The following is a 22,890-nucleotide window of genomic DNA, read 5'->3' as shown; positions in this document are numbered from 1 at the left end:
GGGCGGCATGCGTTTTGACGTCATCACCCTGTTCCCCGACCTGTTCTCGCCGCATCTGACGCAGGGCATCACCCGCCGCGCGTACGAGAGCGGCCAGGTCGATGTGCACCTCTGGCCGCTGCGCGACTTCGCGGACAACGCCTATCGGCGTGTGGACGACCGCCCCTACGGCGGTGGTCCGGGCATGGTGATGCTGGTCGAGCCACTGGAGCGGGCGCTTCAGGCCATTCGATCGGCGCGAGCGGACGCGGCCCCTGTGATTCATTTCACACCCGTCGGGCGGCGCATTGACCAGGATCTGGTCACTCAGTTCGCCCAAGGCCCAGGGGCAGTGCTCCTGTGCGGTCGTTACGAGGGCATCGACCAGCGTTTCATCGACCGACACGTGGACATCGAACTCAGTCTTGGCGACTTCGTCTTGTCGGGCGGTGAACTCCCGGCTCTGGCCTTGATGGATGCGGTGGCGCGCCTGCAGGACGGCGTGCTCGGCGACGCGCAGTCACACCAGCAGGACAGCTTTTCCAACGGTCTGCTCGACTGCCCGCATTTCAGCCGCCCTGAAGTTCTTCCGACGCCTGAAGGGGATGCGGCCGTGCCGGCGGTGCTGCTCTCAGGCCACCACGCAGACATCGCCCGCTGGCGCCGTGAGCAGTCGCTTGCGCTCACGGCGCGGCGGCGGCCTGAACTGATCGAGACGCTGCGTGCACGCGGAGGCCTCTCGAAGGCCGACGAGAAGTACCTGCTCTCACTTGGGCTATAATCAAAGGCTTTTCGATCCTCTGCCCCGGAGAGGCTTGGTCTGCGGACCGGCCCCACATTTCAACACCCGAGCTGGCACGATCACAAGGAGAAAGCCTGTGGATCTGATCCAAACCCTTGAGCAAGAAGAAATTGCTCGTCTGAACAAGACCATCCCGCCGTTCGCCCCCGGTGACACGGTGATCGTCAGCGTCAACGTCGTCGAAGGCACGCGCAAGCGCGTCCAGGCGTACGAAGGCGTCGTCATCGCCAAGCGCAACCGTGGTCTGAACTCCAGCTTCATCGTTCGCAAGATCTCGAGCGGCGAAGGCGTGGAACGTACCTTCCAGCTGTACAGCCCGCTGATCTCGAAGATCGAGGTCAAGCGCCGCGGCGACGTGCGTCGTGCCAAGCTGTACTACCTGCGCCAGCGTTCGGGCAAGTCGGCACGTATCAAGGAAAAGCTGGCCTGACCTTTTCGTCAGCCTCGCTGCTTCCGAAAGCCGCCTCACGAGGCGGCTTTTTCGTTTCCAATGCATTTCCATGGCGTTGAGCTTCGATCCCCAAGAGTTGCCCGTGGCGTCGGTGGACGACCACCTGCCTTCCGTGCGTAGCGACGAGTTGCTGGCAGAAGCCCTTCGCCGCCGTTTCGTTCAGCCACCGGTGTGGTCGCCGGAGATTGCCGTCGAGCGCCAGTTCACAGAGCGGCGTTCGACGCTGGCCTCGGTGCTCGTGCCCCTGGTGCAACGAGAAGAGGGTTTGAGCGTGCTGCTCACCCAGCGCACCGATCACCTGACCGATCATCCGGGCCAAGTCAGCTTCCCCGGCGGGCGCGCGGAACCCGAAGACGCCGATGCAGTGGCCACGGCGCTGCGGGAAGCCGAGGAGGAGATCGGCTTGCCTCCCGCCTCTGTTGATGTGATCGGGCAGTTGCCCACCTACACAACCGGCACGGGCTTCGTCGTCACTCCCGTCGTCGGCTTGGTCCCGCCCCATCTGAATCTGCGCCTCGACCCATTCGAAGTGGCGGAAGTGTTCGAGGTGCCGCTCGCGTTCCTCATGAACCCCGCGAACCATCGTTGGCATGCGATCGAGATGGGCGGGGTGACGCGTGAATTCCTGTCCATGCCCTGGACGGGTGTCGATGCCGCCGGCCGGCCGCGCCGCTACTTTGTCTGGGGGGCCACTGCCGCGATGTTGCGCAATCTGTATCGGTTTCTCGCCGCATAGACGGGCACGAAAAGCGCGCCGTTATCATCGCGCCACATGAGCTTTTTCGCCGTCTTTCTCGCCCTGCTGATCGAGCAACTCAAGCCCCTGCCGCGGCACAACTTCGTGCACGACGCGCTCACGGGGTGGATACGCTGGACCGGGCGCAATTTCGATGCTGGCAAGGAGCATCACGCATGGGTCGTGTGGTGCATTTCGGTGCTGCTGCCGGCGCTGCTTGCATGGGCGATCCATTTCGCCATTGCTCACTACAGCCTGATGGCCGCGCTTGCGTGGAACGTGGCCGTTCTCTACGTGACCTTGGGCTTTCGGCAGTTCAGCCACTACTTCACCGACATTCGCGATGCCCTGGAGCGAGGTGACGAGGTCGGCGCCCGCAGCCTTCTGGCGGAATGGCGCCATCTGGACGCGAGCGAGTTGCCGCGCACCGAACTCTTGCGTCACGTGATCGAGCACTCCTTGCTCGCCGCGCACCGTCATGTGTTCGGTGTGTTCTTCTGGTTCGTGGTGCTGTCCACCCTGGGCCTCGGGCCGGCGGGCGCGGTGATGTATCGCATGGCCGAGTTCGCGAGCCGCTACTGGTCGTTCAAGAGTCGCGTGGTCGGGCTGCCGAGCAACGAGCGGCTGCTGGCCTTGTCGCAGCGCCTGTTCGGCCTGATCGATCACCTCCCGGCGCGCCTGACCGCATTCGGGTTCGCGGTCGTCGGCAACTTTGAAGAGGCCGTGTCGTGTTGGCGGCGCGATGCAGGGTTGTGGCTGCATGCCAACGAAGGGATCATCCTCGCCGCGGCTGCTGGCGCCGTGGGAGTTCAACTCGGCGGCAGCGCAGCACCAGGCGTCACACCTGATCGCTCGAAGACTTTCGACAGCGGCATTGCAGACGAGACCGTGGGAGCCGTTGGCTCCACGCCGGGCGCCTTGCCGCAGCCGGGGCATCTGCGCAGCATCGTGGGCCTGGTCTGGCGCTCGGTGATCTTGTGGATGCTCTTGCTGGCCCTGCTCTCAGTGGCCAACCTGGTGGGTTGAGCCGCGGGCACTGAGCCGAGTACCTAGTACCGCGTGGCCGAGAGTTCGGCGAACAGCTCCGAGTAGATGCGATAGCGCGACTCAGTGATCTCACCGCGCTCAAGCGCCGCCCTGACGCCACATCCCGGTTCGTGCAAGTGAGTGCAGTTGTAGAACTTGCACAGCTTGGAGGCGTCGTCCAGGTCCGGCATCAGGCGGGGCAGCTCTTGAGATGAGATCTGGCGCAGGCCGAACTCCTGAAAGCCGGGCGAATCGATGAGCCCGGTGCGACGTTCCGTATCCAGCCAGTACCACTGTGTGGAGGTCGTCGTGTGCTTGCCGGAATTCAGGGCTTGAGAAATCTCACCCACCTGCGCCTTGGCATCTGGCGCGAGCAGGTTGATGAGCGTGCTCTTGCCCGTTCCGCTCGGGCCGAGAACCAGCGTGGCCCGATTGGCGAGCAGTGAGCTCAACTGCCAGCGGGCATCGTCGGGCCGGGCCTTCAGTGCCACCTCGATGACGTCGTAGCCCATGCGCGTGTAGGGCAGCAGGCGCTCGCGCGCGGCGGCAATCTGCGGCAGGTCGGCCTTGTTGAGCAGGATCCGCGCGGCGATGCCTGCGCTCTCGGCGGCCATCAGAGCGCGCGCGAGTTGCGATTCGCTGAACACGGGTTCGCTTGCAACCATCACCAGGATCTGGTCAAGGTTTGCCGCGAAGGACTTCGTCTTCCATTCGTCTTGCCGGTACAGCAGGTTTCGGCGCGGCTCGACGTGTTCGATCACGCCTTCATCACCGGTGGGCTGCCAGCGAACCCGGTCGCCGACCACGCAGTCGCTCTTCTTGCCGCGCGGATGGCAGGTGATTCGCTCGCCCTCGGGTGTCTCGACGATGTAGTGGCGGCCGTAGCCCGCCACCACCAGGCCCTGATCGAACTCAGCCGACAAAGGCCACCAGCGCGTCGGCCTTGGCCGCGCAGATGAAGTCGTTGATCGAGATGCCACCCACCGAGTGCGTGTTGAAGCGCACCACACAGCGGCTGTAGCTCACCGCGAGGTCGGGGTGGTGGTCTTCGGTGTGGGCGATCCAGGCCAGCGCATTCACGAAGGCCATGGTCTCGTGGTAGTTCTTGAATGTGAAGGTCTTCTCGATCGCACCGCTGCTCAGGTGCCAGCCGCTGACTTGCGCGAGGTGGTCCTTGACCACCGTCTCACCCATAGGGGCGCCCGAGAGAGCCTGGCACTTCATGTTGAGCAGATTGTTCATGGTCAGCCCGCCTGTCGGATGGCGGCCAGGCGCTCCACAGCCGCCGGGTGTGAATAGTAGAAGCGCACGTAGATCGGATCGGGTGTGAGCGTCGAGGCGTTGTCCTCGTGCAGCTTGAGCAGCGCGGCCGCGAGGTCGCTGCCTCGGGCCTGCTCGCAGGCGTAGGCGTCGGCCTGGAACTCGTGCTTGCGCGAGAGTTGCGCGAACAGCGGCGAGACGAAATACGCGAACACCGGCACCACCATCAGGAAGAGCAGCAAGGCAAGCGCATCGTTCGGCGTGCCAAGCGAGGGTTGCACGCCGAGGCCTGTGTAGAACCACAGCTGGTTCGACAACCAACCCAGCAGGGCGAACCCGGCGAGGCTCATCGCGAACATCGACACGATGCGCTTGGTGACGTGCTTGTACTTGAAGTGCCCCAGCTCGTGTGCCAGCACGGCCTCGACTTCGCCGGGGGTCAGCTTCGAGAGCAGCGTGTCGAAGAACACGACGCGCTTGGCCGCGCCCATGCCGGTGAAGTACGCATTCGCGTGCGCCGAGCGCTTGCTGCCATCCATCACGAACAGGCCCTTGGCCTGAAATCCGCAGCGTGCCATCAACGTCTGCACGCGATCCCTCAGTGATTCATCGTCGAGCGGCTTGAACTTGTTGAAGAGGGGTGCGATGACGGTCGGGTAGAGCACCAGAACGGCGAGGTTGAATGCCATCCATGCGCCCCACGCCCACAGCCACCACATCGAACCCGCGGCGCCCATGAGCCACAGGATCAGGGCCGCAATGGGCAGGCCGATGAGCGCACCGACGACGAGGCCCTTGAGCGCGTCGGTCACGTAAAGGCGCCAGGTCATGCGGTTGAAGCCGAACCGTTGTTCGAGCCGGAAGGTGTTGTAAAGCTCGAACGGCAGATCGAGCAGGCCGCCGATCAGCGCGAACACGGCGAAGAGCGCCAACTGGTAGGCCATGGCGCCGAACCGTGGCTCGACGGCGTCGCGTACGCTGGCGTTCAAGGTGTCCAGACCGCCAAGCAGCGTCCAACCGAGCAGCACCGCAGCGCCGAACGCCGTGCTCAGGATCCCCAGGCGCCCCTTGGCGAGCGTGTAGTCGGCCGCCTTCTGATGAGCGGCCAGCGTGATGGTGTGCGCGAACGGCGCGGGGACTTCGCCACGGTGAGCCGCGACGTGGCGCATCTGCCGCGTCGCGAGCCAGAACTTGACGAGCAGCGAGGCCATCAGGGCCGCCGCAAACAGCAGCGTGAGCGCGGTACTTTGCATAGCCCGCAAGTGTAGGCTGCGAGAATGCCCCCTAGGAGAACCGACACATGACCGAAACCGCCGCCGCCACGCTCGCCAGCAGTGATCAGAACCTGATCTGGATCGACCTCGAAATGACCGGCCTGTACCCCGACAAGGACCGCATCATCGAAGTCGCCGTGGTCGTCACGGATGCCAACCTCACGGTGCGCGTGGAAGGCCCCGTGTTCGCAGTGCACCAGAGCGACGCCACGCTCGACGGCATGGATGCGTGGAACAAGGGTACGCACGGCAAGAGCGGGTTGATCGATCGCGTGAAGGCATCAACCGTCGATGAATTGGCCGCCGAAGCCCAGGTGATCGAGTTTCTGAAGCAGTACGTTCCCAAGAACACCTCGCCGATGTGCGGCAACAGCATCTGTCAGGACCGGCGTTTTCTCGCCAACTACATGCCCAAGCTCGAAGCTTTCTTTCACTACCGCAACCTCGACGTCAGCACGCTGAAGGAACTCGCCAAGCGCTGGAAGCCTGCCATCCTGGGTGGCTTCAAGAAGGCGCAGGCGCACACGGCCCTGGCTGACATCCACGAGTCGATCGACGAACTGGTGTACTACCGCGAGCACTTTCTCGCCAAATAGCCGGGTGCTCTCGAAAGGATTTGGGGAAAACCCCGATTCTTGCTACAATCATAGGCTTGGCTGAAGTGCCTGCGTGCACTCAGCAATTCGTTCATCCCCTCTGACCTCATCGAGTCTCGCCACAAGCCGTTCTGGCTTGTGCGCTTTGTTCGAAACCCATGGCAAATGGCCAGGGAACGGTTGGCGGCGATGCCGTCGCTTTGACTGTTCCTTGGTACCCGTCCTCCGGCGCAATGGCGCCGGTGAGGGTTCGGACCTTCTCCCCAGCGACTGACCCCAGGCCCGTGAGCCTGTGGTGTCTTTGTCGTGCCCTGCATGGAATGCCGGGCGCGCGGGCACCGTTTTGTGAAGAAAGTAGACGATGAGTTTCGAAAACCTTGGCCTGAATGAGGCCCTCCTGCGCGCCGTGACCGACTCTGGTTACACCTCTGCCACCGAAGTGCAGGCGCAAGCCATCCCGCAAGCCCTTGAAGGCAAGGACCTGATGGTCTCGGCCAGCACCGGCAGCGGCAAGACGGCTTCGTTCGTGCTGCCTGCGCTGCAGCGCATCCTCGCCGCCCGTGGCGACAACACCAAGCGCCGCGAAAAGGGCGTGGTCTACGGCCCGCGCATCCTGGTGCTGGCGCCTACGCGCGAACTGGCGATGCAGGTCGACAAGGCCGCCGTGACCTACGGCCGCCATGTGCAAGGTCTGCGCGTCACGACCGTCGTCGGTGGCGTGCCCTACGGCGCGCAGCTCAAGGCGCTGCGCGGCCCGCTCGATGTTTTGATTGCAACCCCCGGCCGCCTGATGGATCACATGAGCTCGGGCAAGGCCATTCTCGAGAACGTCGAGATGCTCGTGCTCGACGAAGCCGACCGCATGCTCGACATGGGCTTCATCGACGACATCCAGCACATCGTTGACCAACTGCCGCAAGGCCGCCAGACCGTGATGTTCAGCGCCACCTTCGGCGGCAACGTGGGCCGCCTGGCGCAAGACCTGCTGCGCGACCCGATGCGCATCGACGTGGCCTCGCACACCGATACTCACGAGAACATCGAACAGCGCCTGCACTGGGCCGACAACAAGGGCCACAAGGACGCGTTGCTCGACCACATCCTGACCGAGAAGGCCATGGAGCAGGCCGTGGTGTTCACCAGTACGCAGCGCGACGCCGACTGGCTGGCCGATCGCCTGGCCGACATGGGCCACAAGGTGGCGTCGCTGCACGGAGGCATGCCGCAAGGCCGGCGCACCCGCGTGCTGCAAGGCCTGCGCAACCGGCAACTTAACGTGCTGGTGGCCACCGACGTGGCCGCGCGTGGCATCGACGTGCCGTCCATCAGCCACGTCATCAACTACGGCCTGCCCATGAAGGCAGAAGACTATGTTCACCGCATCGGCCGCACCGGCCGTGCGGGTCGCAACGGTCTGGCCGTGACCCTGGCTGAGCGCATGGACGCGGGCATGATCCGCCGCATCCAGCACTTCACGACGCAGGACATTCCTGTCACCACGATTGCTGGCCTCGAGCCGAAGCAGCCCGAGCCGCGCCTGCACGCGCCGCGCGGCACCGGCCGCCCCGAGGGCAAGCCGGGCTTCGGTGCCCACCGTGGCGGTGGCATGGGCAAGGGCGGGTTTGGCGGCAAGCCGTTCGGCAAGCCTGCGCATCACCGTGGTGGTGGTGATGGGTTCTTCGGACGCGATCGCGCGCCTTTCGAGCGCCAGTCGCAGGATCGCCCGCCCTTCGAGCGCCAGGCATTCGACCGTGGCAATGCACCGCACCGCTTCAATGCCGAGCGCCCGCAAGAGCGCCACCACGGTGGTTTCGCACCGCATGGCCAGCCAGCGCAGCGTCACGCATTCGACCGTGCACCGGCTGATCGCAACTCGGAAGGCTTCGCACCGCGCAAGCCTGCCGGTGGGCCCGGCGGCAAGGGCGGGTTTGCCAAGCCGCAGCGTTCGCGTCAGGGTGGTTTCAGCCGCTGATCTGCATTGATCGGCTGAAAAAGAAGGGCTCGCTTGGCGAGCCCTTTTTCATGCGCTGGCGGTAGCGGCCAGCGGACGGCTCAGAGGCGCCGGACGTCGACTTCGACCGACATGCCCAGGTACGCATCGGCTTCACCAAACCAGCTCCCCGAGACGGGCGCGGCCTGCTTGGGATCGCGGGAGACACCCACGCGCACGAGTTGGTAGCCGCCGAGCAGGTTGTTGGTCGGATCGAAGGGCACCCAACCGGCCCCCGGCAGGTAGGTCTGCAGCCAGGCGTGGGTGGAGCCGGCGCCTGTCACCGCAGCCTGGCCGGTCGTGGCCGAAGGGTCGAGCGCCGCGTCGTACAGGTAGCCCGAAACGAAGCGCGATGCCACGCCCAACCGACGGGCGGCTTCCATCATCAGCAGGGCGAAGTCGCGGCAACTGCCGCTGCCTCGCTCCAGGGTCACCAGAGGGCACTGCGTACCTTCCTCGTCGCGCGCGGCGTAGGTGAAGTTCTCGCGGATGTGCTGGTTCATCTGGATGAGCAGGTCGCGCGTGGCCGTCGGGCCATCGGTGCGGATGAACTGGCGTGCCCAGCTCGTGAGCTTTCCGTCCGGGTCGTCGTAGTGGGGCCTGAGGTAGTGCTCGAGGTCGAAGCGTTCTTCCACCGTATAGGCGAAGGGATAGTGCTCCGCAGAAGGCGCAAGCGGCAGTTCGAGGTTGTTGCTGTGCGCGTGCTCGATGGTGAAGGAGCAGACGATCTTCAACTCGCTCGCGTCCGACAGCGGCCGGACGAGCGCGATGGAATTCGAGAACGGGTCTTGAATCAGCCGCACGTCGGCCTCTGGGCTGACGGACAGGTCGGTGGCCAGCACGCGCAGGTCATGGCTGTCACGCGGCCGGAACATCACCCGGTGTTCGCCAAAGCTCACCGGCTTGGTGTAGCGGTACGTGGTGGTGTGGGTGATGGCGTACTGGACAAACATGGGTTCTCGCTCGGCGATGGGTTGTTGGGGGGTATCGCCGAGCGCGTTCGGCCGGGCGTCAGACGCCGAGCAGCTCGACTTCGAACATGAGGGTGGCATTGGGCGGGATCACGCCGCCAGCGCCGCGTGCGCCATAGCCAAGTGTGGGCGGGATCACGAGCAGGCGCGTACCGCCGACCTTCATGCCTTGCACGCCCTCGTCCCAGCCGCGGATCACCATGCCGGCACCCAGATTGAATTCGAAGGGGTCGCCGCGGTCTTTGCTGCTGTCAAACTTGGCACCCTTCACGCCGTCGCTGTAGAGCCAGCCGGTGTAGTGCACCGTGACGTTCTGACCGGCCGAGGCCTCGGCGCCGGTGCCGGGAGTGGTGTCTTCGAATTGCAGGCCGGAGGCGGTGGTTTGCATGGTGGTGGTCCTTGGTTGAAAGCCTGTGATGCTAGCGACTCCGTGTTGCGCACGCCATGACAGCACGGCGCTTGCCAGCCAGGCTCCCACATCAGGGGCATCGGACTGTGGCAATTCGAGTGCCTGACCGGCGGCGGCCAGCGCCTGCAAAGCTTGCTGCATGTCCAGCGCCATCGCGCCCGATTGCTTGGAGAGTTTTTCTCCCTGTGCGTTGAGCACCAAGGGCGTATGCAGGTAGCTCGGCGTGGGCAGGCCGAGCGCGCGCTGCAGGTGGATCTGCCGGGCGGTGTTGTCGGCCAGGTCCTGACCGCGCACCACATGCGTGATGCGCTGCTCGGCATCGTCCACGACCACGGCCAACTGGTAGGCCCACAGGCCGTCGGCACGGTGCAGGACGAAGTCGCCTACTGCCTGCGTGAGGTTCTGCCACTGTTCGCCCAGGCGGCGGTCCGCCCATGTAAGGTGCACATCGCCGCCATCTTGAGCGCTGGTGCGCAGCCGCATGGCCCGGGCCGGTTTGCCGTGGAGGCCGTGGCGGCAGGTTCCGGGGTAGACGAGATCGCCGTGTCGCTCCTTGTGGAGCCCGCTCGCGGCCAGCGCCAGGGCGATATCGCGCCGGGTGCAGCCGCAGGGGTAGGCCAGGTCTGCGCGTGTGAGCCGATCAAGTGCCGATTGATAGAGCGCACCGCGACGGGATTGCCAGACCGGCGGCTCATCCGGGTGCAGACCACAGGCGGCGAGTTGGGCGAGGATGTGACGATCGGCGCCCTCGACGCAGCGCGGCGTGTCGACGTCTTCGATGCGCACCAGCCATCGACCACCGTGCGCGCGCGCGTCCAGCCAGCTGGCCAGTGCGGCCACCAGCGAGCCGGCATGCAGGGGGCCGGTGGGAGAGGGCGCGAAACGTCCGCGGTACACGGGGAATCGGGCGTTGCGGGCGCCCGTCAGGCGCCGCCCAGCGGCATGCGGCCCGTGTGCCGCTCGAGCAGCGCCTTGCGGGTGGCGGGGCTTTCGAGTTGCGCGAGCCACCAGCGCAGAGCCATGCCCTGGGGGGCCTTGCGCTGAGACTTCCCCAGCGGCTCGCCGCGCCAGGCGTATCCCATGCGCGCCATGAGCGGGGGGCGCTGGACGCTCTTGGCCACCAGGACGCCCGCGGCGATGTGCTCCCGCGCCATCGGCTCGGGGATGAACCCGCAGCCCATGCAGCGCAGCAGGGCTTCGATCTTGAGCTGCATCGTCGAGAGGGTCAGCACGTCCTGCCCGGGCAGCAGGTTGACTGTGAGTGGCGCCAGGCGTTGTGCCGAGTCGGCGACGGCGACGGCGCGGTGGCGCATCAGCTCGGCGTCGCTGATCGGCGCCGCGGCGGCTGCGAGCGGGTGGTGTGGCGCCACCGCGAAGACGAACGGGATGGTCCCGAGCGGTTGCATCTGGATGCCCGCGGGCGGCAGCTGGTCGGCGCCCACACCGATGGCCAGGTCGGCCTGTCCGCTGATAAGGGCCTCCCAGGTGCCAGCGAGCGTCTCGGTACGCAAGCGAAGCCGCGTTCCCGGGCCGCTGCGTTCGGGGTCGCCCCCTTCGGCCTTGAGCGCGTAGAAGGCTTCGCACATCTCGAACACCGTCACGCGCGAGATGGCCCCGTCAACGGCCACGGTGAGCTGGGTCTCCCACCCCGTGGCGACGCGCTTGACGCGGTTGGCCACGGCGTCCACCTGCTCCAGCAGGCGCCGGCCTTCGGAGAGCAGCTCCTCGCCCGCGGCGGTCAGCTTGGCTTGCCGTGAACGGCGGTCGAACAAAAGCACGTCGAGCGCGTCTTCGAGCTGGCGCACGTTGTACGTGAGTGCCGACGGCACCTTGCCCAACTCGCGCGCCGCAGCGGCAAAGCTGCCGGTGCGCGCGATCACATCCATCATCGCCAGGGCTTCGGGGGTGAGCACGTTGCGGGCACTGATCATGGGCGCGGGGTCGACTGTGAAGGAAGCGCGTTCATCTTATTTGAATGAACGCTTCACCGCGCTGCGGCTTCAGACGCAGCTGCACGACCTAAATTGAGGCTCGTTCGACAGGCAACTCAAACAAGGAGCATTCAATGATCGGCCTTCTCAGATCGTCCGAGCGCGGCTACGCCGACCACGGCTGGCTGAAGTCTTTTCACAGCTTCTCATTTGCGGACTATCACAACCCCGCGCGCATGGGCGTGGGCAACCTGCGCGTCATCAACGAAGACCGCATTGCGCCGGGCACAGGCTTCGGCACCCATGGCCACCGAGACATGGAGATCATTTCGTATGTGCTCGAGGGCGCGCTCGGCCACCGCGACAGCATGGGCAACGGCACCGAGATCGTGCCTGGCGACGTGCAGCGCATGAGCGCCGGCAGCGGCGTGCAGCACAGCGAGTTCAACCATGCGAAAGGCGAGACCACGCACTTCCTGCAGATCTGGATCATCCCCGACCAACGCGGCATTGCGCCGGGCTACGAGCAAAAGCGCTTCGACGCGCCAGCCAAGCGAGGCAAGCTCGCGCTCGTGGCCAGCCCCGATGGGCGCGACGGCTCGGTCACGATCCACGCCGATGCGTCCTTGCGGGCCGGCCTGTTCGACGGCGATGAGCGCGCCGAGCTTCAGCTCGACCCGCGGCGCAAGACCTACGTGCATGTGGCACGCGGTGCCGTTCAGGTCAACGGCAAGCGAGCCGAGGCGGGTGATGCCGTCTTGCTGACGAGCGAAGACGTGCTGCGGATCGACCAGGGCCGAGAGGCCGAAGTGCTGGTGTTTGACCTCGCTCCCTGAGCAAGAGGGCCTTGATACAGTGACCGCATGGAATCACTGATCAAGGTCTTCAGCATCCTGCCCTGGGGTGACTGGGCGGCGTTGGCCACGTTCTTCGTGTCCTGGTCGGGCTATGTGCGATTCGCCAAGACTCGCGCGCAAACACGGCCTTCGGTGCTCGCCACCACCAACCGCTATCGCCGGCTTTGGATGATGCAGACCACCTACCGCGATGTTCGCGTCGTCGATGGCGTGGTGATCCAGAGCCTGTCGACGAGCCCCTCGTTCTTTGCCTCTACCACCATCCTGCTGATCGGTGGCGTGCTCGCCGCCTTGAGTGCCGGGGACAAGGCGAGCGAGCTGGTGCGCGACCTGCCATTCGCAGCGCGCACCTCGGTGCTCATCTTCGAGCTGAAGCTGGTGCTGCTGCTGATGGTGTTCGTCTACGCCTTCTTTCGCTTCACATGGTCGATGCGCCAGTACACCTTCGGCGCGCTGATGATCGCAGCCGCACCTGAGGCGAAACAGTTCGAGGCGCTGGGTGCCGAGGGCGATGCGAAGCGCCAGGCCTTCGCGGACAAGGCCGGCCGTGTGGTCGGCATGGCAGCCGAGACCTTCAACGACGGCTTGCGTGCCTACTACCTCGCTCTGGCGACGGTGGGCTGGTTCTTCTCACCGCTGATCTTCGTCATCGCGACGGCCGCGGTGATCTACATCCTTTATCAACGCGAGTTTCACTCCGAGGTGCTAGGCGCGTTGAATGCCTGAGCTGGCGCCTGGGTGGGTGGCTGGACGGGGCTGGTGTCGGGTGCGAGCGAGGAGCCCAGCGCCTCGCGCTCATCGAACACGAAACAACTGCCCTCGTAGTGCCGCCCGCCGACCTCCTCGAAGTACTTGAGGATGCCGCCTTCCAGTTGCACGACGTTCTCGATGCCGGCCTCGGCCATGTAGATTGCCGCCTTCTCGCAGCGGATGCCGCCGGTGCAGTAGCTCACGACACGCTTGCCACGCAGCTCGTCGCGGTGCGCGGCCACCTGTGCCGGGAACTCGCTGAACCTGTCGATGTGCCAGTCGATGGCGTCGCTGAACTTGCCGTAGCCGACTTCGAACGCATTGCGCGTGTCGAGCGTGACCACCGGGCGGCCCTCGTCGTCTCGGCCGGCGTCGAGCCAGCGCGCAAGCGTCTTCGCGTCCACGGCCGGAGCGCGACCTGTCTGCGGGCGGATGGTCGGGTGGTTCATGCGGATGATCTCGTGCTTGATCTTCACAAGCAGCTTGCGAAAGGGCACCGCTTCCGACCAGCTTTCCTTCGGGGCGAGCGAATCAAAGCGCGCGTCGCTGCGCAGCCAGGCCACGAAGGCATGCACCTTCTCAGGCGCGCCGGCCAGAAACAGGTTGATGCCTTCTTCGGCCAGTAACACCGTTCCCTTCAAGGCAAAACCCTGAGCTTGTGAGCGGATGCTCTCGCGCAGGGCGAGTGTGTCCGTCAAGGGGACGAACAAGTAGGCAGAGATGTTGAGGACGGCGTTCACGAACGTGATTTTACGGAGCCGGTGCCTCCCTAAAATGCCCGGATGGCCTTCATTCACCTGCGCACCCACACCGAGTTCTCCGTCGTCGATGGCACCTTGCGGATCGACGAAGTGGTCGGCGCGGCGGCCAAGGACAAGCAGGTCGCGCTGGCCATCACCGACCTGTCGAACCTGTTCGGTACCGTCAAGTTCTACAGCACCGCGCGCAAGAAGGGCGTGAAGCCCATCGTGGGCGCCGACGTCTGGCTGGAGCCGACCGAAGGCGACAAGCAGGCCAGCCGTCTCTTGCTGCTGGTTCAGAGCACGACCGGCTACCTCAACCTCTGCGAACTGCTGTCGCGGGCCTGGTTGCAACCGAATGCCCGGGGCCAGGCGTGCGTCAAGTGGGAGTGGCTCGACGCCCTGAACGAAGGTCTGATCGCGCTGTCGGGTGCCGACCTGGGTGCCATCGGCCAGGCCTTGCTGGCCGAAGACCCGCGCCGGGCCCAGGCCGTGGCTGCGCGCCTGTCGGCCACCTTTGCACAGCGCTTCTACATCGAGTTGCAACGCGCGGGTCTGCCGACCAACGAGGCATACGTGCGCGCCGCGGTGCCGCTCGCGGCGCAGATGAAGTTGCCGGTGGTGGCCACGCACCCGGTTCAGTTCCAGACGCCGGAAGACTTCGAGGCGCACGAAGCGCGCACCTGCATCGCCGAGGGCGAGACGCTCACCAACCCGCGCCGCGTCAAGCGTTTCACGCGTGAGCAGTACTTCAAGACGCAGGCGCAGATGGAGGCGCTGTTCGCCGACATCCCGAGCGCAGTGCAAAACACCATCGAGATCGCCAAGCGTTGCAGCCTCACCCTGGTGCTCGGCAAGCCGCAGTTGCCGAACTTCCCGGTGCCCGAGGTGAACGGTGATCGCATGGAGCCGGAGGCGTACTTCCGGTACGCGTCGCACGAGGGTCTGAAGGAGCGCATGCTCCACCTCTTCCCCGACGCGAGCGAACGCGAGCGGCAGATGCCTCGCTATGTGGAGCGCCTGGAGTTCGAGCTCAACACCATCTTGAAGATGGGATTCCCCGGCTACTTCCTGATCGTGGCGGACTTCATCAACTGGGCCAAGAACAACGGCTGCCCGGTGGGCCCGGGCCGGGGCTCGGGTGCGGGATCGCTCGTCGCGTACGCGCTCAAGATCACTGACCTCGACCCCTTGCGCTACAACCTGCTGTTCGAGCGGTTCCTGAACCCGGACCGCGTGTCGATGCCTGACTTCGACATCGACTTCTGCCAGGGCAACCGCGATCGCGTGATCGACTACGTCAAGGACAAGTACGGCCGCGACGCGGTGAGCCAGATCGCCACCTTCGGCACCATGGCGGCCAAGGCCGCGCTGCGCGACGTGGGCCGTGTGCTCGGCATGGGCTATGGCCATGTGGACGGCATCGCCAAGCTCGTACCCGCGCCGCCGGGCAAGACGGTGACGCTGGCCCGCCCCGGCGACAAACCCGACCCGGGCCTGATCTACGCGCGCACCGAAGCGCCCGAGATCGAGCAGCGCGAAAAGAACGAAGAAGAAGTGGCCGAACTGCTGGCCCTGGCCGAGCGTGTCGAAGGCATGGTGCGCAACATCGGCATGCACGCCGGCGGCGTGCTGATCGCGCCCGGCAAGATCACCGACTTCTGCCCGCTCTACATGCAGCCGGGCAGTGATTCGGCGGTGAGCCAGTACGACAAGGACGACGTCGAAGCCATCGGCCTGGTGAAGTTCGACTTCTTGGGCCTGGCCACGCTCACCATCCTGGAGCTGGCCAAGGAGTACATCCGCGCGCGCCACGCCGACCAGCGCGACTTCCTGCTCGAGAACATCCCGCTCGACGACCGCGCAGCCTACCGGCTGATGAGCGAAGGCAAGACGGTGGCCGTGTTCCAGCTTGAATCCACCGGCATGCAACGCATGCTGCGCGATGCCAAGCCGAGCGTGTTCGAAGACATCATCGCTCTGGTTGCGCTGTACCGCCCGGGCCCGATGGACCTGATCCCGAGCTTCTGCGCGCGCAAGCACGGCCGCGAAGAGGTGGAGTACCCGCACCCCTTGATGGAAGAGGTGCTCAAGGAGACCTACGGGATCATGGTCTACCAGGAGCAGGTGATGCAGGTGGCGCAGCGCCTGGGCGGCTACTCGCTCGGCGGCGCCGACCTGCTGCGCCGCGCCATGGGCAAGAAGAAGCTCGAAGAAATGGTGGCCCACCGCGCCACCTTCGCCGCTGGCGCGGCCAAGAACAACATCGCCGAGCCGCTGGCCAACGAGATCTTCGACCTGATGGAGAAGTTCGCGGGCTACGGCTTCAACAAGTCGCACGCCGCTGCCTACGCCTTGCTGGCCTATCACACGGCCTACCTGAAGGTGCACTACCTGGCCGAGTTCACGGCGGCCAACATGAGCGTTGCGCTCGACGACACCGACAAGCTGAAGATCTTCCACGACGACGCGGTGATGCTCGGCCTGGAGTTCGAGCCGCCCAACGTCAACACTGGCAACTACCGGTTTGAGCCTGTCAGCGACAAGCTTGTGCGCTATGGCCTGGGTGCCATCAAGGGCACCGGGCAAAGCGCGATCGAAGCCATCATCGCCGCGCGCGCCGAAGGCGGGCCGTTCAAGAGCCTTTTCGACTTCTGCGCTCGCGTGGATCGCAGCCGCATCAACAAGCGCACGGTCGAGGCGCTCATCAAGGCCGGCGCGTTCGACCTGCTTCATGCCGAGCGGTCGATGATGGTGGCCAGCGTCGGGTTGGCATTCGACTTTGCCGAAACCCAGGCCGCGCACGCCGATCAAGGTGGGCTGTTCGACTTCGGCGATTCGCATGCCGCTTCGACGCAGGAGCCGGAGCTGGTGCAGGCGCGACCCTGGAGCATCAAGGAGCGTCTGAGCCTGGAGAAAGTCGCCCTCGGCTTCTATCTCTCAGGCCACCTCTTCGATCAGTGCGAAGGCGAAGTGCGGCAGTTCGCCAAACGGAAGATCTCCGACCTGATCGACTCACGCGAGCCGCAGGTGCTCGCCGGCATCATCGGCGACCTGCGCGTGATCAATGGTCAGCGCGGCCGCGTCGCCATCTTCAAGCTCGATGACAAGAGCGAGGCGATCGAGTCGGTGATCAATGAAGAACTGCTCAACGCCAACAAGGACCTGCTCAAGGACGACGAGCTGATCGTGGCGCTGGGCAAGGTGCAGCCCGATCGCTTCTCGGGCGGCATGCGTTTCAACATCCAGCAGGTGTGGGACTTGGCCACCGCGCGCTGCCGCTTCGGCAAGTACCTGCGTGTGGAGGTCAACGGCAGCGTACCGCCGGTGGCCGAGGTGCTGCGTGACTTCCCGAGCCGGCGCATCGACACCGAACAGGGCGCGGTGGCGCAGGGGCTGGGCGTGCGCCTGGTGTTGCAACGCGATGCCGCCAGCGGCGAACTCGATCTGGGGGAGGACGGACGCTTCTTCCCGACCGACGATGCGCTGGCGCGTTGGCGCGAAGGCAGCCACGGTAAGGCGAGCGTTGTGTACGACTAGGGCGTAGGTCCGGCCAGGGCCCAAGCGAAAGCCTGTGCGGCAAGTTTGCCGGGGTCATTGCACAAATTGCCTGCCAGCGCTCTTTTGAGCGCGTCAATTTCGGGCCTGTACTTTGCTCATGCAAGGTCATGTACAACCTTGCCCGTGCTCTCCTGGTCGCAGCCGCTGAGCCTGCGGTGATTGCGTGAGCCCCCCTCAGGACAGCGTCGAGATCCGCGGTAGGAAGCTGCCTCTCAACGACATGGTGGACCGGCGCTTCTTCGACGAAGCGTACCTGCTGGTGCTGCGGGAGCGCTTGTTCGCTGCGTCACCTTTCCCGCATCTGGTCCTCGACGGTTGTTTCAACCCTGTCTTGCTGGACTTGGTGCACGAGGAGTTCGATCTCCATGCCGAGGCGCAACTGCAGCACGTGCACACAAGGCGGGAATCGACCTATCGCTCGCAAGCGGCGCGGTTTGGGCCTGCGACCAGCCTGTATTTCAGCCTGGTCAACAGCGGTTGGTTCATTCAGGCGATCTCGCGGATCGTGGGTATCGCCGGCCTGGTGCCGGATCCCTTGCTTCATGGTGGCGGATTGCATGAGTCACGCAACGGTGGGCGATTCCAGATCCACCGCGATTTTGATCAGCACCCTCACACCGGCCTGGCCAACGAGTTGGTGCTTCTCACCTACCTGAACCGCGGCTGGGACCCCGCGTGGCAAGGCGCCCTGGATCTGTGGGACGCCGTTGAGCGCCGCTGCGCCAAGTCAATCCAGCCAGAGTTCGGTCGCACCGTCGTCTTGCCCAACGGACCGCGCAGCTATCACGGACACGAGGCACCGCTGACTCTGCCTTCCCATCGAGCCCGCCGTTCGTTGGCCAGCTACTACTACTCCAACCGTGTGCCGTTGATCGACCAAGGTCGCAGGCCGACGATTTTTCTTCACCAGACCCCGGCCGATCGCGTCAAGCTCTTGCTCAAGAATCTGACGCCACCGCTCTTGTGGGGAGCGGCCAAATCGCTGTTGGAACGGCGAGCTGGCAAGCATGCAAACGCCGAGATCCGGGGCCGCCTGCCTATCTACACTAGCGCGCATGCCTCAAACAACTCCAACGACGGGCTTGATTTTGACTGGGGGCGGTGCACGGGCGGCGTATCAGGTCGGGGTGCTGAAGGCGCTTGCGAAGATCCGCCGTGATGCGGCGCCGTGGGACTTCAGCAACCCGTTCCCGGTGATCACCGGGACATCGGCCGGCGCGATCAACGCTGCGGCGTTGGCCACGCACTGCGATGACTTTGACGGTGCCATCGCCCAGATGGCCCATGTGTGGGAGAACTTTCGCGCCGAGCAGGTCTATCGCAGCGATGCCATCGGCGTGATCCGCACCGGTGCGCGCTGGCTCACCATGATGTCGCTCGGCTGGGTGATCGCGCGCTGGCGGCGCGCTCGTTTGCGCTCGCTGCTCGACAACGCCCCGCTCGAAGGGCTGCTGAGCGACATGGTGGCCGTGGATCGGCTGCCCGAGGTGATCCAGGCGGGCCATCTGCAGGCCTTGGCGGTCACGGCATCGAGCTACAGCTCGGGCACGCACGTCACCTTCTACGATTCGCGGCAGGAGTTCGCGCCGTGGAGCCGCTCGCAACGCGTGGCGGTGCGAAGCCCGATCACGGTGCAGCATCTGCTGGCCTCGGCGGCGATCCCGTTTGTCTTCCCGGCGGTGCCGCTCGAATTCGACGGCATCACCGAGTACTTTGGCGATGGGTCGATGCGGCAATCGGCGCCGATCTCGCCGGCCGTCCACTTGGGGGCCTCGCGCATCCTGGTGGTCGGTGCGGGCCGCATGCACGAGCCTCCGGGCCGCCGCAAGGTGAGCGGGGCGTACCCGAACTTCGCGCAGATTGCCGGGCATGCGTTGTCGAACATCTTTCTGGATGCGCTGGCGGTCGATGTGGAGCGCTTGCAGCGCATCAACAACACGCTGTCGCTGCTGCCGCCCGAGGCGCTCGCATCGACGAGTTTGCGGCCGATCCAGGTGCTGGTGATTGCGCCGTCCCAGCGGCTCGACGATCTGGCGACCAAGCATGTGAATGCCTTGCCGACGTCGATACGTGCGCTGCTGCGCGGCGTGGGGGTCAGCGGCAAGGGCCACGACACACGGGGTGCGGCGCTCGCGAGCTACCTGCTGTTCGAGTCGAGCTACACCCGCGAACTGGTGGATTTGGGTTACGCCGACACGATGTCGCGGCGCGACGAGGTCACCGCATTCTTTGGTTGGGAGCGCCGTTCGAAGCCCCGTGGCGGGCCGGTGCCCGACAGCGGTTTCTACACGGCCGAGCTCGAATAACGGCGGCCGGGTTCGCCGGCACGCACCTCTCAGTACTTGCCGGCTTCCTTTCTTGCGTCGGGAGCGTACGCCCTCTTGGCGACACCGCGCCGATCCGACCCGGAGCGCGTCAGGGTGTCGCGTGCCGTGGATGGCCGTGGCGGGTAGCTCCGGCATAACATTCCGTCGCCGTATCAGGGGCCTTTCAGCGGCGCCGGGCCCCGGGGCCGCGGAAGACCTAACGCCGTGTCGTCACGGCCCCGCCTGTCATGGCTGAAGGCTCTTCTGCGAGGTCAACCATGGTTTCCAGCGTGAAGAACGATGCAAGTGCGCGCCACTCGGGCCGTGGGTCGGGCGCGATCTGCCGAGTCGTGGCGGCGCTCTGCCTGCTTTTCGGGCTCTATTTCCTCGTCGCCGGCGGCTACCTGCTGACGCTTGGCGGCACCTGGTACTTCGCCGCGGCGGGGGTGGCGCTGCTGGTGTCCGGCGTGTTGCTGTGGCGAGGCCGCGCCAGCGGGGCAGGGCTCTACGCCGCGATCCTCGTCGCGAGCACGGTGTGGGCGCTGGTCGATGCCGGCCTGAACTTCTGGCCGCTGTTCTCCCGCCTCTTCGCGCTCGGGGCTCTCGGCCTCCTGGTGGCTCTGGTCAGCCCGGCGCTCGCGGGTGTGCGGCGCCGCGGTGCGCAGTGGGTGTCGGCGGTGCTCGCCGTGTTGCTGGTGGGGTCGTTCGCGGGGATGTTCGTGCCGCACCCAACGGTGGCCACGGGCCTTGGCCCCGGCCTGACGCCGGTCGATCCGGCGAAGGCGCAAAAGGATTGGCTGCACTACGGCAACACCGTTGGCGGCAGCCGCTTCGCCGCGCTGGACCAGATCCAGCGCAACAACGTCGACCGCCTGGAGGTGGCCTGGACCTATCGCACGGGCGATGTCGCATTGAGCGACGGCAACGGCGCGGAGGACCAGCTGACGCCGCTGCAGGTGGGCGACAAGCTCTTCCTGTGCACGCCGCACAACAACCTGATCGCGCTCGACGCCGACACCGGGAAGGAGCTCTGGAAGCAGCCGATCGCCGCGACGTCGAAGGTCTGGCAGCGCTGCCGCGGCCTGGCGTATTTCGATGGCACGGCCCCGCTGCCGCCGGTGGCGTCAGGAGCCACGCCGGTCCAGCCGGTCATGTCGCCGGCGAGCGGCCCCTGCGTGCGCCGCTTGTTGACGAACACCATCGACGCCCGCCTGATCGCCGTCGACGCAGACACCGGTGCGCTGTGCGCCGGCTTCGGGCAGAACGGCCAGGTGGACCTGAAGGCCGGGCTGGGTGAAGCGCCCGATCCGCTCTACCAACTGAGCTCGCCTCCGTTGATGGCGGGCACCACCGTCGTGGTGGGTGGCCGAGTCGCCGACAACGTGCAGGCCGACATGCCTGGCGGCGTCATTCGCGGGTTCGACGTGATCACGGGGCAGATGCGCTGGGCCTTCGACCCGGGCCATCCAACCGACAAGGAGCCCCCGGCCCCAGGCCGGACCTACGCGCGCAGCACGCCCAATTCCTGGGCCCCGATGTCGTATGACGCCGCCCTCAACACGGTGTTCCTGCCGATGGGCAGCCCGTCCACCGACCTGTACGGCGGCAAGCGCACGGCTTTGGATCACAAGTACGGCGCCTCGATCCTGGCGGTGGACGCCACCACCGGTGCGCAGAAGTGGGTCTACCAGACCGTGCACAACGACCTGTGGGACTTCGACCTGCCGATGCAGCCGAGCTTTGTCGACTTCGCCAAGGCGGACGGCAGCACCGTGCCTGCGCTGGTGGTGGGCACGAAGGCCGGTCAGCTCTACGTGCTCGACCGTGCCACGGGGCAGGCGTTGACCGAGGTGCGCGAAGTGCCCGTCAAGAAGGCGGACATCCCGGACGAGCCGTACGCGCTCACGCAACCTCTGTCTGTCGGCATGCCGCAGATCGGCGCGCAGCACCTGACCGAGTCGGACATGTGGGGCGCCACGCCCTTCGACCAGCTGCTGTGCCGCATCGCGTTCCGGAAGATGCGCTACGAGGGCCTCTACACCGCGCCCGGCACCGACGTTTCGCTGAGCTTCCCCGGCTCTCTGGGCGGCATGAACTGGGGCGGCGTTTCCACCGACCCGGTACACGGCTTCATCTTCGTCAACGACATGCGCCTCGGGTTGTGGGTCCAGATGATCCCGTCGGCGAACCGGGGCGGCACGTCGGCAGGTGGCGAGGCGGTCAACACCGGCATGGGGGCCGTGCCGCTCAAGGGCACGCCATACGCCGTCAACAAGAACCGCTTCCTGTCGGTGGCCGGTATCCCGTGCCAGGCGCCGCCGTTCGGCACGCTGTCGGCTATCGACCTGAAGACGCGCCAGATCGCATGGCAGGTGCCGGTAGGCACGGTGCGCGACACGGGGCCGCTGGGCATCAAGATGCACCTGCCGGTCCCCATCGGCATGCCTACGCTCGGTGGCACGCTCGCCACGCAGGGCGGACTCGTGTTCATCGCCGGCACGCAGGACTACTACCTGCGCGCCTTCGACAGCAGCAACGGCAAGGAGCTGTGGAAGGGCCGCCTGCCCGTGGGCAGCCAGGGCGGGCCGATGACCTACCAGTCACCGAAGAGCGGCCGCCAGTTCGTGGTGATCACCGCGGGCGGCGCACGCCAGTCGCCGGACCGGGGGGACTACGTGCTGGCGTATGCGCTGAAGCCGAACTGAGGCTGCGACCCGCGGCCGTGCGGTGCCTTCCTGGAGCCGCGCGGCTGGCTTACCTACCCGGGCGGGCTATCGACTTTCACACCACCGAACTCGACTGAAGAAAAAAGCCTGCGGGCAGGATGCCGGCAGGCCAAGCGGAGACGCGGTGTGATGCGTTGTATTACTTCTTCGTGTCGGCGGCCTTCTTCGCGGGTGGCTTGACGGCCGCTTGCGTGTTGAAGCTCGTGCCGTTGACGGTCAGGCCTTCTTTCGACAGCTTGGTGGCGGTGGCTTCCTTGACGCCCTTCACGCGGCCCATCAGATCGGTCCAGTCCTTGAACGGCGCCTTCTTGCGCTCGACGAGGATGCGTTCGGACATCTTGACGCCGATGCCCTTGACTGACTCGAGCGCGGCCTGGTCTGCCTTGTTCACTTCCACCGCGGCCCACGCCGTGGCGGTCGCCATCAGCATGGCGAGCATGCACAGAAACTTCTTGATCATTGATTCCTCCCTGGAGTCTTGTTGGCGGGACACAGACCTCCTGCATCCCTGGCGGCACTGTAGTC

20 protein-coding genes and 1 pseudogene are annotated in these 22,890 nt (G+C 65.6%); 12 read left to right on the top strand and 9 right to left on the bottom strand.

The window, feature by feature from the left end; genetic code table 11:
* Window positions 1-7: 7 nt before the first annotated feature.
* From trmD to AC1KAR_RS04325, 4 genes are all read left to right on the top strand, one after another.
* A complete protein-coding gene (gene trmD / locus AC1KAR_RS04340) occupies window positions 8-760 on the top strand; it encodes a tRNA (guanosine(37)-N1)-methyltransferase TrmD (protein ID WP_480314813.1) in 753 nt (250 codons plus the stop codon).
* A 97-nt stretch (window positions 761-857) separates the two neighbouring features.
* Window positions 858-1,211, top strand: a complete 354-nt coding sequence (rplS, locus tag AC1KAR_RS04335) for a 50S ribosomal protein L19 (RefSeq protein ID WP_436020181.1) — start codon at window positions 858-860, stop codon at window positions 1,209-1,211.
* Between the two features lie 70 nt (window positions 1,212-1,281).
* Entirely contained in the window at window positions 1,282-1,968 is a 687-nt protein-coding gene (locus AC1KAR_RS04330; protein ID WP_480314810.1) for a CoA pyrophosphatase, read from the top strand.
* Between the two features lie 36 nt (window positions 1,969-2,004).
* Window positions 2,005-2,994, top strand: a complete 990-nt coding sequence (locus AC1KAR_RS04325) for a CobD/CbiB family protein (protein WP_480314808.1) — start codon at window positions 2,005-2,007, stop codon at window positions 2,992-2,994.
* A 23-nt stretch (window positions 2,995-3,017) separates the two neighbouring features.
* Here AC1KAR_RS04325 and rsgA read toward each other — a convergent pair whose 3' ends face one another.
* The 3 genes from rsgA to AC1KAR_RS04310 are packed head-to-tail and all read right to left on the bottom strand — an operon-like array spanning window position 3,018 to window position 5,507.
* Window positions 3,018-3,917 carry a ribosome small subunit-dependent GTPase A gene (gene rsgA / locus AC1KAR_RS04320; protein ID WP_480314806.1) on the bottom strand — a complete coding sequence of 300 codons (900 nt, stop codon included), beginning with the start codon at window positions 3,915-3,917 and terminating at the stop codon, window positions 3,018-3,020.
* Window positions 3,907-4,188: a 4a-hydroxytetrahydrobiopterin dehydratase gene (locus AC1KAR_RS04315; RefSeq protein ID WP_480317757.1), complete on the bottom strand. Its 282-nt coding sequence runs from the start codon at window positions 4,186-4,188 to the stop codon at window positions 3,907-3,909. The genes rsgA and AC1KAR_RS04315 overlap by 11 nt, the downstream gene beginning before the upstream one ends.
* Window positions 4,189-4,238: 50 nt before the next feature.
* The gene (locus tag AC1KAR_RS04310; RefSeq protein ID WP_480314804.1) at window positions 4,239-5,507 is read right to left on the bottom strand and encodes a M48 family metallopeptidase; all 1,269 of its coding nucleotides are present in this window, start codon (window positions 5,505-5,507) and stop codon (window positions 4,239-4,241) included.
* A 47-nt stretch (window positions 5,508-5,554) separates the two neighbouring features.
* Here AC1KAR_RS04310 and orn point away from each other — a divergent pair, with 47 nt between their 5' ends.
* Both orn and AC1KAR_RS04300 read left to right on the top strand, forming a co-directional pair.
* Window positions 5,555-6,124 carry an oligoribonuclease gene (gene orn, locus AC1KAR_RS04305; RefSeq protein ID WP_480314802.1) on the top strand — a complete coding sequence of 190 codons (570 nt, stop codon included), beginning with the start codon at window positions 5,555-5,557 and terminating at the stop codon, window positions 6,122-6,124.
* Between the two features lie 361 nt (window positions 6,125-6,485).
* Window positions 6,486-8,096, top strand: coding sequence for a DEAD/DEAH box helicase (locus AC1KAR_RS04300; RefSeq protein ID WP_480314800.1), 1,611 nt, complete (start codon window positions 6,486-6,488; stop codon window positions 8,094-8,096).
* A gap of 80 nt (window positions 8,097-8,176) precedes the next feature.
* On the opposite strand, the gene AC1KAR_RS04295 is transcribed toward AC1KAR_RS04300, so the two are convergent.
* The 4 genes and pseudogenes from AC1KAR_RS04295 to AC1KAR_RS04280 all read right to left on the bottom strand — a co-directional run bounded on the left by AC1KAR_RS04295 (window position 8,177) and on the right by AC1KAR_RS04280 (window position 11,425).
* Window positions 8,177-9,067: a transglutaminase family protein gene (locus AC1KAR_RS04295; protein WP_480314798.1), complete on the bottom strand. Its 891-nt coding sequence runs from the start codon at window positions 9,065-9,067 to the stop codon at window positions 8,177-8,179.
* A gap of 58 nt (window positions 9,068-9,125) precedes the next feature.
* Entirely contained in the window at window positions 9,126-9,473 is a 348-nt protein-coding gene (locus tag AC1KAR_RS04290; RefSeq protein ID WP_480317755.1) for an FKBP-type peptidyl-prolyl cis-trans isomerase, read from the bottom strand.
* Window positions 9,474-9,524: 51 nt separating this feature from the next.
* Window positions 9,525-10,391: pseudogene (gene gluQRS, locus AC1KAR_RS04285) on the bottom strand (tRNA glutamyl-Q(34) synthetase GluQRS); the annotation flags it as partial.
* 26 nt (window positions 10,392-10,417) lie between these two features.
* Window positions 10,418-11,425 (bottom strand): LysR substrate-binding domain-containing protein, encoded by a 1,008-nt coding sequence (locus tag AC1KAR_RS04280; RefSeq protein ID WP_480314796.1) that lies wholly within the window; start codon window positions 11,423-11,425, stop codon window positions 10,418-10,420.
* A 134-nt stretch (window positions 11,426-11,559) separates the two neighbouring features.
* Between AC1KAR_RS04280 and AC1KAR_RS04275 the strand changes: the two genes are divergently transcribed.
* Window positions 11,560-12,261: a pirin family protein gene (locus AC1KAR_RS04275; RefSeq protein WP_480314794.1), complete on the top strand. Its 702-nt coding sequence runs from the start codon at window positions 11,560-11,562 to the stop codon at window positions 12,259-12,261.
* A 27-nt stretch (window positions 12,262-12,288) separates the two neighbouring features.
* A complete protein-coding gene (locus AC1KAR_RS04270) occupies window positions 12,289-13,008 on the top strand; it encodes a DUF599 domain-containing protein (RefSeq protein WP_480314792.1) in 720 nt (239 codons plus the stop codon).
* Here the strand turns inward: AC1KAR_RS04270 and AC1KAR_RS04265 are convergent.
* On the bottom strand, window positions 12,975-13,772 hold the full coding sequence (locus AC1KAR_RS04265; RefSeq protein WP_480314790.1) for a sulfurtransferase: 798 nt from the start codon (window positions 13,770-13,772) through the stop codon (window positions 12,975-12,977). The genes AC1KAR_RS04270 and AC1KAR_RS04265 overlap by 34 nt on opposite strands.
* A gap of 42 nt (window positions 13,773-13,814) precedes the next feature.
* Between AC1KAR_RS04265 and dnaE the strand changes: the two genes are divergently transcribed.
* From dnaE to AC1KAR_RS04245, 4 genes are all read left to right on the top strand, one after another.
* Complete coding sequence (dnaE, locus tag AC1KAR_RS04260) at window positions 13,815-17,312, top strand: DNA polymerase III subunit alpha (protein WP_480314788.1); 3,498 nt, start codon at window positions 13,815-13,817, stop codon at window positions 17,310-17,312.
* 184 nt (window positions 17,313-17,496) lie between these two features.
* Window positions 17,497-18,492 carry a 2OG-Fe(II) oxygenase gene (locus AC1KAR_RS04255; RefSeq protein WP_480314786.1) on the top strand — a complete coding sequence of 332 codons (996 nt, stop codon included), beginning with the start codon at window positions 17,497-17,499 and terminating at the stop codon, window positions 18,490-18,492.
* Window positions 18,389-19,639, top strand: coding sequence for a patatin-like phospholipase family protein (locus AC1KAR_RS04250; RefSeq protein ID WP_480314784.1), 1,251 nt, complete (start codon window positions 18,389-18,391; stop codon window positions 19,637-19,639). The genes AC1KAR_RS04255 and AC1KAR_RS04250 overlap by 104 nt, the downstream gene beginning before the upstream one ends.
* 278 nt (window positions 19,640-19,917) lie before the next feature.
* A complete protein-coding gene (locus AC1KAR_RS04245; RefSeq protein WP_480314782.1) occupies window positions 19,918-22,344 on the top strand; it encodes a membrane-bound PQQ-dependent dehydrogenase, glucose/quinate/shikimate family in 2,427 nt (808 codons plus the stop codon).
* A 160-nt stretch (window positions 22,345-22,504) separates the two neighbouring features.
* Here the strand turns inward: AC1KAR_RS04245 and AC1KAR_RS04240 are convergent, their stop codons facing one another.
* Complete coding sequence (locus AC1KAR_RS04240) at window positions 22,505-22,825, bottom strand: ComEA family DNA-binding protein (RefSeq protein ID WP_480314780.1); 321 nt, start codon at window positions 22,823-22,825, stop codon at window positions 22,505-22,507.
* Between the last annotated feature and the right edge of the window lie 65 nt (window positions 22,826-22,890).

Source organism: Piscinibacter sp. PDB1-1, from assembly GCF_056675995.1.
This window is presented reverse-complemented; position numbering and strand designations above follow the sequence as displayed.